The organism is Saccharopolyspora sp. MMCC62 (assembly GCF_057736575.1).
Window position 1 is genome coordinate 557134 of the sequence record NZ_JBYKCM010000001.1, and the last position, 12839, is coordinate 569972.

Below are 12839 nucleotides of genomic sequence, written 5' to 3' on the forward strand. Positions count from 1 at the left end.
TCAACGACGTTCGAGTTCCGGCACCAGGTCGCGCTGGATCGCTTCGCGCAGGTCGCGCTTGCTGACCTTGCCGACGCCGGTCTGCGGGAACGCGTCGATGAATTCGACGCGGTCGGGCACCTTGTAGCCGGCGAGTCCGCGCTGCCGCACGAACTTGATCAGTTCGCGGGCCTTCGGCGCCTCGCCGCGGGCGACCACGAACGCGCAGGTGCGCTCGCCGAGGTAGGGGTCCGGCATGGACACCACGGCGGCGTCGTGCACGGCGGGGTGGGCCAGCAGGTGGTTCTCCACCTCCTCGGCCGCGACCTTCTCGCCGCCGCGGTTGATCTGGTCCTTGGCGCGGCCTTCGACGACGATGTTGCCCTCGGCGGTGAACCGCACGACGTCGCCGGTGCGGTAGAAGCCCTCGGGGGTGAACGCCTTGGCGTTGTGCTCCTCGGCCTTGTAGTAGCCGCGGATCGTGTAGGGCCCGCGGGTGAGCAGGTGCCCGGTGCCGCCGGGGGCGACGGGCCGGTCCTCGTCGTCGACGACGAGGACCTCGTCGTCCGGGGAGATCGGCCTGCCCTGGGTGCCGACGATCACGTCCTCGGGATCGTCGAGCCGGGTGTAGTTGACGAGCCCCTCGGCCATGCCGAACACCTGCTGCAGGGTGGCGCCGAGCACCGGGCGGACCCGGCGCGCGACCTCCTCGCTGCACTTGGCGCCGCCGACCTGCAGCACCTCCAGGCTGGAGAGGTCGTGCGCGGTGTTCGCCGCCGCGTCCAGCCACACCAGCGCCAGCGGCGGCACCGCGGCCAGCAGCGTGACCCGTTCCCGTTCCACGAGCGGGAAGACCTCGTCGGGGCTGGGCCTGCGCGAGAGCACCACCTTGCCCCCGGCCTGCAGCACGCCGAACGTGCCCGGCGAACTCATCGGGAAGTTGTGCGCGGCGGGCAGCGCCACCAGGTAGGTGGTGTCGGCGGTGACTCCGCAGATCTCGTTGCTGGCGCGGAACGAGTAGGCGTAGTCGTCGTGGGTGCGCGGGATGAGCTTGGGCACCCCGGTGCTGCCGCCGGAGAGCTGGAGGAACGCGATGTCCCCCGGCCCCGGACCATCCACATCGGACGGTTCGGCGTCGATCCCGGACAGCGCGCGGAACCCGGACTCGCCCGGGTCGCCCGCGATGAGCACGTGGCGCAGCCCCGGCACCTTCGCGAGCACCTCGGTGGCGAGCGCGCGGTGGTCGAACCCGCCTTCCACGTCGCAGGTGATGTAGGCGGCGGCCTCGGCGAACTCGCAGAAGTAGGCCACTTCGGTCAACCGGTGCGAGGGCAGCGCGAACACCGGCACCGCACCGAGGCGGAACAGCGCGAAGCACACCTCGAAGAACTCGGCGATGTTCGGCAGCTGCACCACGACCCGGTCCTGCGCGCCGATGCCGAGCTCGCGCAGCCCGGCCGCGAGCCGGTCGGCGCGGGTGTCGAGCTCGCCGTAGGTCAGCGAGCGCTCGGCGTCCACGACCGCGACGCGCTCACCGTGCTCGGCGGCGCGGGCGCGGAGGATCTCGCCGAAGGTCTCCCCGCGCCAGTACCCGGCTTCGCGGTAGCGGGCGGCGTCCTTCTCGGGCCAGGTGGGGCATCCGGGCAGCATCGTCGTTCCTGTTCGTTCGGTGGTGGGCAGTGGCGTCGGGCGGTTACAGCGCGTCCGTCCAGCCCATCGCCGAAAGCGCGGTGCGGAATTTGGCGGAGGTCTCGGCGAGTTCGTCGGCCGGGTCGGAACCTTCGACGATCCCGGCGCCCGCGTAGAAGCGGACCGCGGAGTCCTCGATCTCGGCGCACCTGATCGTGACCACCCATTCTCCGTCGCCGGTGGCGTCGCACCAACCGACCATCCCGGTGTAGAAACCGCGCTCGAACGGTTCCGCTTCGGCGATGGCGACCCGGGCGTCCTCGGGCGGGGTGCCGCACACGGCGGGCGTCGGGTGCATCGCGACGGCCAGCTGCAGCGAGGTGGTCTCCGGGTCGAGGAGTTCGCCGGTGATCTCGGTGGACAGGTGCCACATCGCGGCGGTGTGCACCACCGACGGCCCGTCGGGGACGACGAGGTCGCGGCACAGCGGGCGCAGCGCGGCCACCACGGCTTCGACGACGGCGGCGTGCTCGCGCAGGTCCTTCTCGGAGTGCTGCAGCTCCTCGGCGCGGCGGCGGTCCTCCGCCGGGTCCGCGCTGCGCGGCCGGGAACCGGCCAGCGGGTTGGAGCGCACCCGGGTGCCGTCCAGCGACACCAGCAGTTCCGGGCTGGCGCCGAGCAGGGTGCGGCCGGTCTCGGGCCGCTCGCCGAAGGAATCGCGGGAGCCGTCCTGGCCGCGGCGCGGCAGGTCCACGGCGTAGGTGTACCCGCCCGGGTCGGTGCCCGCGAGGTTCCGCAGCATCACCGCCGGATCCACCGGGTCCGATGTGGACAGTTCGAGGGAGCGGGCCAGCACGACCTTGCTCATCTCCCCGTCGCGCAACCGCTTGAGCACCCGCTCCACCGCGCGCTCGTACTCGGACGGTGCCGGGACGTGCTTGACCTCGTAGTCCACCCGGGGCGCGTCGGGGGCGGGCACCGGCTCGGACAGCGGTGCGGCCCGGTCCACCTCGGCGGGCAGCACCAGGTGCGCGGGCAGGTTGTCGCCGAACGGCACCGCACCGACGACGACGGGGTTCTCCCGCCCGAACTCCTCGGCGTGGCGCAGGAATTCGGCGACCTGACCGGGGAGCCGGTCGCGCCCTCCGGAACAGGTCGCCTTCGGCACCACGGCGTCCACGCCGCGCGCCAGCATCGAGCCGCGCGGCGAGGCGAAGAAGAACGAGGAACCCGCCGCGTACCGGTCGAGCAGCACGCCCGGGGTGGCTCGCTCGCCGAGATCGTCGGATTCTCCGCGCATGGTGGTATCGCTGTCGATGGTCATGTGTGCCTTCCGTGCGGCGGTGGTCGAGGAGCGGCTCAGGCGCGCAGCGTCGCGCCGCCGTCGACGTACAGATCGTGCATCGTGATGTGCCCGGCCTGGTCGGAGAGCAGGAAGACGACCGCCTCCGCGACGTCCTCGGCCGTGGCCAGCTTGCCCAGCGGGATGCCGGTCTTGTAGGTCTCCAGCGATCCGGCGATCACCGGTGCGGGTCCGCGCTCGTCCCACAGCCGGTGCTGCATCGGCGTGTCGGTCGATCCGGGCGAGACCACGTTGCAGCGGATGCCGTGCTCGGCGAGTTCCAGCCCGAGCGACTTGGTGAACAGCGTCGCGGCCGCTTTGGAGGCGCCGTAGGCGGCCATGCCCTGGCGGGGAACGCCCGCGGCGTTGGAGCCGACGGTGACGATGGAGCCGCGGCCGCGGGGGATCATCCGCTTCGACACCGACCGGCACAGGTGGAACACGCCGGTGGTGTTCACCGCGAAGGTGCGGTGCCAGTCCGCCTCGTCGATCTCCTGCACGGTGCCGGGGCGCAGGATGCCCGCCACGTTGACCAGCAGATCCACCGGCCCCGCTTCGCGTTCGGCGCGCTCGACCACGGATTCCACGGCGGCGGAGTCGGCGACGTCGGCGGGGCAGGCCAGCACCCGGCGGCCCTTGCCGGTCGCGGTCGAGGCGACTCCGGCGAGTTCGTCGGCGTCGAGGTCGACGGCGACGACGGTCGCCCCCAGCTCCCCGAGCGCGTGCACCACAGCGGTACCGATACCGTGGGCGGCGCCGGTCACCACCGCGACCCGGCCGCTGATGCCACTGCGGTCCATCTCGTCCTTCCCCTCGGCTGCTGCCACGACCGGGCTCGTTCTCCTGTTCCGAGACCGGCTCAGCCCTGTATGGTTAGGCTAACCTGACCACAGCGGGGTTCGGTAGGGGATGACCATCACATCTGGTCCCGCACCCCCACGCGCCCGGTTGCCCTCAGCACCAGCGGACGCGGTCCTCGCCGAGGAGGCGCGGACACGCGTCCCCACACGAGCGGGGCCGACGTGCGCCTCCCCTGCGGTCTTGTCCTGGCCGGGCGGACCATCCCTACCTGCGCGGGGCCGACGCCTCCAGGAATCTCGCCGGCGCTCGCACCATCGGGTCATCCCCGCGTGCAGGGCTGACTCCAACTCATCCGACGCACGCACCGCATCCTCAGGAGCATCTCCGCGTGCGCGGGTCCGACGGGTGGGCGCCGCAACTGCGAGAACTGATCGCGGGAGCATCCCCGCGTGCGCGAGGCCGACGCCGATCTCGCCGCCCGGCTGGAGGAATACCGGGGAGCATCCCCGCGTGCGCGGGGCCGACGTGCCGACGAACAACCGGCACCGGCTCATCGCGGGAGCATCCCCGCGTGCGCGGGGCCGACACTTGTTGAACTGCGGGTTTATCGACGGATGGGGCTGTTTTCATTCAGTGCGTTCTGGGTGTTGATCATGGATGCCTGTTGCGGTCGGAGGCGCAGCCGGATCGTTCCTCTTGTGCTTGGCGGGCCTCGATTTCCACCATGCACACCTCCGTCCCCGTCCCCCTCAGTAACATCGGACGCACGAACCGTAGCGATGCCTACCGACGAACCAGTCCCGAACACATGAAGCCACCACAGGACCTCGAACCCCGCCTACGAAGCGGGGTGAATGAAAATCAGACCTCCACGAGATGAACCAGCAGGTCAAGAAGTGTCGGCCCCGCGGGCGCGGGGATGGTCCCATCGTCGGCGGCTACCTCTAGTCGGCCCCGCGGGCGCGGGGATGGTCCGCTCATGGGTGGCGGATGGGAACAGGTAATGCGGTCGGCCCCGCAGGCGCGGGGATGGTCCCCCGGTGGGCATCCCCACGGCCGCCACCAGCTGGTCGGCCCCGCAGACGCGGGGATGGGCTCTCGTTGCTGTGCGGGGAGATTCGTGCGATCGGGTCGGGGCCGCGGATGGCACGGGCCCGCTGCCGGTGGCGGCCGGTCAGCCGGGCGGGGGCCGGTCGAGGATGTCGCGGACGAAGCCGAGTTCGAGCAGGTCCCGGGGCCGCAACCGCAACCGGTCCGCCAGGTGCGGCACCTGCTCCGGCGGGAGCTTGAGGATCGACGCCGCCGATTCCGGGGCGATGACGGCGAAGTAGGCGTCCGCGGTGATCCACGTCGACCCCGGCGCGGCCAGCGCCAGCGCTCCCCCGGACCCGCCCTCGCCGATCACGACGGTGGTGATCGGCACCTCCGCCTCGGCGACCGCGGTGAACAGCTCGCCGATCGCGGGCCCGGCCCCGGCGAGCTCGGCCGCCGCGCCGTTCGCCGCCCCCGGGGTGTCCACCAGCGTCAGCACCGGCAGCCGCAGCCGGTCCGCCAGCCGCACCAGCCGGGCCGCGGTGCGGAAACCGGCCGGGGTGTTCGCGGTGCCGGTCTGCGCGGCGTAGGCGACGGTGCGGCCCTCGTGCTCGCCGATTCCGCACAGCATTCCCGAATCCACGCCGCCGGCCCGGTCACCGCTGAGCGCGAACCGGCGGGAGAAGAAGGCGTCCAAGTGCTCGACGGCGCGCGGGCGCCCGGCCGCGCGGGCCCGCTGCACCGCCGCCCACCCGGTCTCCGGCGCGGGGCTCGACTGCCGTCCGGGGCTCGGCGGCGGTCCGGCACTCGACTGCGATCCGGCACTCGGCGGCGGTCCGGCACTCGGCGGCGCGGGCGGTGCGACGGGTTCCGGGACCGCACGGCCCGGTCGCAGCAGGTCCATCAGCTCGGCCAGCACCGCGGGCAGCTCGTCCTCGGGCACCAACCGGTCGACCTGGCCCGCGGCGAACTTCCCGGCCGCGGTGAACTCCTCCCCCGACTCCTCGGCCGGGCGCACCCGGCTGCCGCCGAACGCGACCTCCGCGCCGGGCACCGCGAGCACCACGTCGGCGCCCGCGGCCAGCGACGCCCACATGCCGCCGGTCGTCGGATCGCGCAGCACCGCCACGTGCGGCAGGCCCGCCCGCCGGGTCTGCGAGCAGGCCTGCGCGATCGTCTGCAGCTGGGTGAGCGCGCGAATCCCCTCCTGCATCCGGCTACCCCCGGACGCGACCAGCGAGACCACCGGCAGTCGCAGTTCCCGGGCCCGGTCGAAGGCGTCCACCACCCGGGCGCCCGCCTCCTCGCCGACCGAGCCGCCGAGGAAGCCGAACTCGAAGGCGATCAGCACCGCGCGACCGGACCCGACCGAGCCGAGCCCGCAGCGCACCGATTCCGCCGCGCCGGTGCGCTCGGCGGCCCGCTGCCGCTGCTCGCCGTACCCGTCCCAGTCCAGCGGGCCGTCCGCCGGGCTGGTTCCGGTGCGGCGCGGCGCGAACTCGGTGAAGTCCGCGCACACCGCGGTGATCAGCTCGCGCGCGCCCACCGGATCACCCCAGCGCCTTCTTCATGACCTTGCCCATCTCGTTGCGCGGCAAGGACTCCACGAACCGGACCTCGCGCGGGCGCTTGTGCGGGGTGAGCAGCCGGGCCACGTGCTCGGCCAGCTCCCGGCCGGTCTCGTCCGCGTCCGCGGGCGCCGCGGTGGGCACCACCCAGGCGAGGATCCGCTCGCCCAGGTCCGGGTCGGGCCGCCCGGTGACGGCGACCTCGGCGACGGCCGGGTGCTCCAGCAGCGCGTTCTCGATCTCGCCCGCGCCGATCTTGTAGCCGCCGCTCTTGATGATGTCGGTGGCCTTGCGCCCCACGATCCGCAAGTAGCCGTCGGGGGCGCGGGTGGCGACGTCGCCGGTGCGGAACCAGCCGTCGACGAACGCGGCGGCGGTGGCGTCGGGCCGGTTCAGGTAGCCGGTGAACAGGTTGCGGCCGCGCACCAGGATCTCGCCGACGGTCTCGTCGTCGCTGACCTCGATGTCGGCGCCCGCGTCGTCGACGAGCTTGATCTCCACCCCGTCGAAGGGCAGGCCGACGTAGCCGGGCCTGCGGTCCCCGGAGGCGCGCACGCCCGAATTCATGATCGTCTCGCTCATGCCGTAGCGCTCCACCACGCGCTGTCCGGTCAGCCGCGAGATCCGCTCGTGCTCCACCGCGGGCAGCGCGGCCGACCCGGACACCAGCAGCCGGGCGCAGCCCACGGCCCGCGCCAGTTCCGGATCGCGCTCGGCGTCGTCGGCGAGCCGGTGGTACATGGTCGGCACCCCGAACAGCATCGTCGCCGGGCCGGCCAGCTCCGCCGCCACCGCCGCCGAGGAGAACCGGCCGAGGTGGTGCACGGTGCCGCCGAGCCGCACCGGCCCGAGGGTGCCGAGGATCAGCCCGTGCACGTGGAACAGCGGCAGCGCGTGCGCCAGCACGTCCTGCTCGGTCCACTCCCAGGCGTCGGCGAGCGCGTCGAGGTTGGCGCGGATCGCCCGGCGCGGCAGCACCACGCCCTTCGGCGGGCCGGTGGTGCCGGAGGTGTAGACGATCAGCGCGGGGCGCTCCTCGTCCGGTTCGGGCGGCAGCTGACCGCCCGGTGCGAGGTCCACCTCGTGCAGCGGGACCTCGGACAACGCCGCGGGGACGGCGAAACCGGGGGCGGCGAGCAGGAGTTCCGGTTCGCTGTCCCCGGCGATGTGCGCGAGCTCCCGCTCCCCCACCTTCGGGTTCACCGGCACCACCGCGGCTCCGGCGGCCAGCGCGCCGAGCACCGCCACCGCGGTCTCCAGCTCCGAGGTCGCCCACACCGCGACCCGCCGGGCGTCGCCGACGCGCTCGGCGACACCCGCCGCGGCGGCCGCCAGCTCCGGGTAGGTCAGGGCGCGGTCGCCGAAGCGCACCGCCTCCTTCGCCACCGGCCTGCGCAGCGTCGGGAACAGTTCCATGCCTACCTCCGGTTCCATGTCACCCCAGTCCGGGGACGACGAACACGAGCCACGCCAGCAGCGGGCCCACCGCGACCACCACTCCGCCGTAGACCATCAGGCGGCGGAAGAACACCTCGCGGTCCACGCCCTTGGCGTTGGCCAGCACGATCGCGCCGTTGGTGGAGAACGGGCTGACGTCCACCAGCGTCGCCGACACCGCCAGCGCCGTCACCACGCCGATCGGCCCGATCGTGCCGGTCGCCAGGAACGGCACCGCCAGCGGGATCAGCGCGCCCATCAACCCGACCGAGGACGCGAACGCGGACACGACACCGCCGATGTAGCACAGCAGCAGCGCCGCCAGCAGCGGCAGCCCGACCCCGGCGACGGCGTGGCCCACGTAGTCGATCGTGCCCATCTCCTGCAGCACCCCGACGTAGGTGAGCACGCCGCAGATCAGCAGCACCGTCGGCCAGGTGACCTCGGCGGGCGCGTTCGCGGCGACCTTCGGCGACAGCACGGTGAGCACCACCGCGACGGTCATCGCCACCAGCCCGGCGTCCAGCTCGAACACCAGCGTGCACACCACCAGCGCGGCGAGCCCGAGCAGCGTCAGCACCCGGTCGCGGTCCAGGCGCAGCACCTCCGGCTCGTCGACGGCCGCGTCCTGCTCCACCCCGGCCCGGGCGGTGCGCAGTCCGCCGAACACGACGAACACCACGCCCGCGATCACCAGGTTCAGCGCGAAGCTCCCCAGGAACAGCACCAGCGGGCTGCCGGGCAGCGCGTTGTCGGCGACCACCCCGTTGACGATCACGCCGTACACGCTGATCGGCGAAAAGCCGCCCGCCTGCGCGCCGTGCACGACCATCGCCCCCATCAGCAGCGGGTTGATGCCGTGCCGGGCGGCGAGGTTCAGCGCGATCGGCGCGATGATCGCGCAGGCCGCGGGGCTGACCGCGCCGATGGCGGTGAGCAGCGCGGCGATGCCGAACATGACCCACGGGATCACCACCAGCCTGCCGCCGACCAGCCGCACCGCCCAGTGCACCAGCCAGTCGGTGGTGCCGTTGGCGCGGGCGATGGCGAACAGGTAGGTGACGCCGACGAGCACCACGAAGATGTCGCCGGGGAACCCGGCGAAGATGTCGTCGTCGGAGAGGCCGCCGGCGAGCTTGCCGACGGCGAAGGCCGCGGCGAACGACAGCACCCCCATGTTCACCGACATCGTCGTGGCCAGCACGAAGCAGGCCACGAGCGCGTAGATGGAAATCAGCTCGGGCGACACCGTTGTCTCCTCACCGTCCCTGCGCCGCGGACGCGCAGTGGTTCACTGGCTGGACCACTGTGCGCCGACGCCCCTGGACCGTCAAGACCCCGAGTGGTCCAGTGCCCGGACCTCTGACCCGCGTTCCGGTGCTAGCCTGGGCGTTCCGCTCCGAACCGGGAGGGAGACGCCGGTGTCCGACGCGTTGCGCCCGCTGACCAGGCCGAAGCTCTACGAGCAGGTCGTGGTGCGGCTGCGCGAGCACATCGCCGCCTCCGGGCTGGACGTCGGCGACCGGCTACCGCCGGAGCGCGAGCTCGCCGAGCGGCTCGGGGTCAGCCGCGCCTCGGTGCGCCAAGCCATCGTGGTGCTGGAGGTGCAGGGCCTCGTCGAGGTGCGCCACGGGGGCGGGACCTACCTGGCGCGCCGCGACCTGGAGGCCGAACCGGTCGACGAGCTGGTCGCCCGCCGGGACCGGCTGCCCGACGTGCTCGACGCCCGCGAAGGCCTGGAGACCAAGCTCGCCGAGCTCGCCGCCGAACGCCGCACCACCGCCGACCTCGCCGAGATCGACGCGGCGGTGGCCGACATGCGCGCCCAGATCGAGCGCGGGGAACGCGGTGCCGACGGAGATCGCCGGTTCCACGCGGCCGTCACCGCCGCCGCGCACAGCTCGATGCTCGCCGAGTTCATGCGCACCATCGCCGCGGAGATCGCCGAGAGCCGCCAGGAATCGCTGCGCCAGCCGCACCGCCCGCCGAAGTCGCTGGCCCAGCACGAGCGCATCGCCGACGCCATCCGCGCCGGGCAGCCGCGGGCCGCGGCCGCCGCGATGCGCAGGCACCTGCGCACCGTCAGCCGGGTCCGGCTGCTGTCCTGGAACCCGGACGCCGACGAACCGCGCTGACCGGCCCGGAGCCGCCGCCCGGTAAGGTCGGCCCGTTCCCCCGTTCGAGTTCCGTGGAGTACGTCCCGATGCCCGCTCGCCCCCGCACCGGCAGCAGGCGCGCACCCGCTCCGGAGCCCGCACGATGATCTGGTGGCTGCTGGCCACGGCGGGCACCGCGCTGCTGGGCAGCGTCTTCCCGCTGGCGAACATCGAGCTGTACCTCGTCGGCGTCCTCACCACCGTGGACGGGCTGAACTGGTGGGCGCTGGCGCTGGCCGCGGCGGTCGGGCAGATGACCGGGAAGACGCTGTTCTACCTGGCGGGCCGGGGCGGGTTCAGCCTCGGCACCCGGCTCGGCCGGATGGCGGACGCCCGCAAGGGCGGCCGGTGGGCGGCGTGGCTGGAGAAGTTCCACGCGCGCACCGAGCAGCACCCGTGGTGGGGGCTGGGCGTGCTGTTCGTGAGCGCGGTGGCCAGCTTCCCGCCGTTCACCGTGCTGTGCTTCCTCTCCGGTGCGGCGGGATTGCCGCTGCTGGGCTTCCTCGGCGTGAGCCTGCTGGGCCGCGCGATCCACTTCCTGGTGCTGGCCGCGGCACCGGAGATCATCCACCAGCTGCCGTTCTTCGGCTGACCTCCCGCGCCGACGCGCGCGATGCATGTCGATCCGCCGCGGCGGGCACCCGTCGGGCACGGACTACCCGTTCCCGGAGGCCTGGCATGACTTCGCACCGCGACAAGCAGGAACAGCTCGACGAAGTGCGGCACGACCCGCAGGACACCTACCTGACCACCCAGCAGGGCGTCCGCGTCGGCCACACCGACGATTCGCTCACCGCGGGCGCGCGCGGCCCCACCTTGCTGGAGGACTTCCACGCGCGGGAGAAGATCACCCACTTCGACCACGAACGCATCCCCGAACGGGTGGTGCACGCGCGCGGCGCGGGCGCCTACGGCTACTTCGAGGCCTACGACTCCTGGCTCGCGGACTACACGGCGGCGAAGTTCCTGACCGACCCGCAGCGGCGGACTCCGCTGTTCGTCCGGTTCTCCACGGTCGCCGGCTCGCGCGGTTCGGCCGACACGGTGCGGGACGTGCGCGGGTTCGCGGTGAAGTTCTACACCGCGGAGGGCAACTACGACCTGGTCGGCAACAACATGCCGGTGTTCTTCATCCAGGACGGCATCAAGTTCCCCGACTTCGTGCACGCGGTGAAACCGGAGCCGCACAACGAGATCCCGCAGGCCCAGTCGGCGCACGACACGCTGTGGGACTTCGTGCAGCTGCAGCCCGAGACGATGCACATGATCATGTGGTTGATGTCGGACCGGGCGCTGCCGCGCAGCTACCGGATGATGCAGGGCTTCGGGGTGCACACCTTCCGGTTCGTCAACGCCGACGGCACCGGCACGTTCGTGAAGTTCCACTGGAAGCCGAAGCTGGGCACCCACTCGCTGGTCTGGGAGGAGTGCCAGCAGGTGCAGGGCAAGGACCCGGACTACAACCGCCGCGACCTGTGGGACGCCATCGAGGCCGGGAACTTCCCCGAGTGGGAGCTGGGCGTGCAGCTGGTCGAGGAGTCCCGGGAGCACGACTTCGACTTCGACCTGCTGGACGCCACGAAGATCATCCCGGAGGAGCAGGTGCCGGTGCGCCCGGTCGGCCGGATGGTGCTGGACCGCAACCCGGACAACTTCTTCGCCGAGACCGAGCAGGTCGCGTTCCACACCGCGAACGTGGTGCCGGGCATCGACTTCACGAACGATCCGCTGCTGCAGGCGCGGAACTTCTCCTACCTGGACACGCAGCTGATCCGGCTGGGCGGGCCGAACTTCGCGCACATCCCGGTGAACCGGCCGGTCGCGGAGGTCTCCACGAACCAGCGCGACGGGTTCCAGCAGCAGCGGATCCACCGCGGGCGGACGAGCTACTCGAACAACAGCCTCGGTGGCGGCTGCCCGGTGCTGGCCGGGGCCGACGAGGGCGCCTTCCAGCACTACCAGGAGAAGGTCGAAGGCGCGAAGATCCGCAAGCGCAGCGAGAGCTTCCAGGACCACTACACGCAGGCGCGGCTGTTCTGGAACAGCATGGCCTGGTGGGAGAAGCGGCACATCATCGCCGCGTTCCGCTTCGAGCTGGGCAAGGTCGAGCACGTGCACGTGCGGGAAGGCGCGGTCGCGCAGATCAACCGGGTCGACCACGACCTCGCCGTCGCCGTCGCCGAAGGCGTCGGCGTCGACCCGCCGGAATCCGCCGGGGCGGGCCACGACGAGACCTCCCCCGCGCTGAGCCAGGCGAGCCCGCCGTTCACCATCGCCACCCGCACCGTCGCCGTGCTCGTCTCCGACGGCGTCGACCAGGCCGAGGTGGCGCGCATCCGCGAGGACCTCGCCGCGCGCGGCGCCACCGCCGAGGTGCTCGGCACCCGCGACGGCAGCGTGCGCGGTGCCGACGAGAGCCGGGTCGCGGTGGACCGCGCCCTGCCCACGATGTCCTCGGCGCTCTACGACGGGGTGATCGTGCCCGGCGGGGTGGAGAGCGTGCGGACGCTGTCCGCGGACGGCTCCGCCGCGCACTTCGTGGCCGAGGCGTTCAAGCACGCCAAACCGATCGGGGCCAGCGACGAGGGCATCGCGCTGCTGCAGCGCGCCGGGCTGGACGACCTGCGCCACGCCGGGGAAGGCGACGACGTGGTGACCGACCAGGGCGTGGTGACCGCCGCACCCGGCGGCGCCGGACTGCCCGCCGACTTCGTCGAGCAGTTCGCCGCGGTGCTCGCCGGCCACCGGGTGTGGGACCGCGAGACCGGCCACGTCGTCGCCTGATCGGGTGCCCGATCGGCGCAACCGCTGGACTGCACGGGTTGTCGCGGCTGCGCCGATCGGTCCCACTCCGGTACCAGGTCCATCACGCCGCGCCCGATGTTTCGCTTTCCC

9 protein-coding genes are annotated in these 12839 nt (G+C 72.7%); 3 read left to right on the forward strand and 6 right to left on the reverse strand.

The window, feature by feature from the left end; translation table 11 throughout:
* From AC29IT_RS02570 to AC29IT_RS02595, 6 genes are all read right to left on the reverse strand, one after another.
* The gene (locus AC29IT_RS02570) at nt 1-1629 is read right to left on the reverse strand and encodes a (2,3-dihydroxybenzoyl)adenylate synthase (RefSeq protein ID WP_488217679.1); all 1629 of its coding nucleotides are present in this window, start codon (nt 1627-1629) and stop codon (nt 1-3) included.
* 43 nt (nt 1630-1672) lie between these two features.
* Entirely contained in the window at nt 1673-2932 is a 1260-nt protein-coding gene (gene dhbC, locus AC29IT_RS02575) for an isochorismate synthase DhbC (RefSeq protein ID WP_488217680.1), read from the reverse strand.
* A 35-nt stretch (nt 2933-2967) separates the two neighbouring features.
* Nucleotides 2968-3750, reverse strand: a complete 783-nt coding sequence (locus AC29IT_RS02580) for a 2,3-dihydro-2,3-dihydroxybenzoate dehydrogenase (protein ID WP_488217911.1) — start codon at nt 3748-3750, stop codon at nt 2968-2970.
* A gap of 1175 nt (nt 3751-4925) precedes the next feature.
* Nucleotides 4926-6329, reverse strand: coding sequence for a carboxyl transferase domain-containing protein (locus AC29IT_RS02585; protein WP_488217681.1), 1404 nt, complete (start codon nt 6327-6329; stop codon nt 4926-4928).
* A gap of 4 nt (nt 6330-6333) precedes the next feature.
* On the reverse strand, nt 6334-7785 hold the full coding sequence (locus AC29IT_RS02590; protein ID WP_488217682.1) for an acyl-CoA synthetase: 1452 nt from the start codon (nt 7783-7785) through the stop codon (nt 6334-6336).
* A gap of 1 nt (nt 7786) precedes the next feature.
* The gene (locus tag AC29IT_RS02595; RefSeq protein ID WP_358442604.1) at nt 7787-9037 is read right to left on the reverse strand and encodes an SLC13 family permease; all 1251 of its coding nucleotides are present in this window, start codon (nt 9035-9037) and stop codon (nt 7787-7789) included.
* A gap of 172 nt (nt 9038-9209) precedes the next feature.
* On the opposite strand from AC29IT_RS02595, the gene AC29IT_RS02600 reads away from it, so the two are divergent.
* From AC29IT_RS02600 to AC29IT_RS02610, 3 genes are all read left to right on the forward strand, one after another.
* Nucleotides 9210-9923, forward strand: coding sequence for a FadR/GntR family transcriptional regulator (locus AC29IT_RS02600; protein ID WP_488217683.1), 714 nt, complete (start codon nt 9210-9212; stop codon nt 9921-9923).
* A gap of 124 nt (nt 9924-10047) precedes the next feature.
* Nucleotides 10048-10536 carry a VTT domain-containing protein gene (locus tag AC29IT_RS02605; RefSeq protein WP_358442598.1) on the forward strand — a complete coding sequence of 163 codons (489 nt, stop codon included), beginning with the start codon at nt 10048-10050 and terminating at the stop codon, nt 10534-10536.
* 86 nt (nt 10537-10622) lie between these two features.
* Nucleotides 10623-12728, forward strand: a complete 2106-nt coding sequence (locus tag AC29IT_RS02610) for a catalase (RefSeq protein WP_358442595.1) — start codon at nt 10623-10625, stop codon at nt 12726-12728.
* Nucleotides 12729-12839 lie beyond the last annotated feature (111 nt).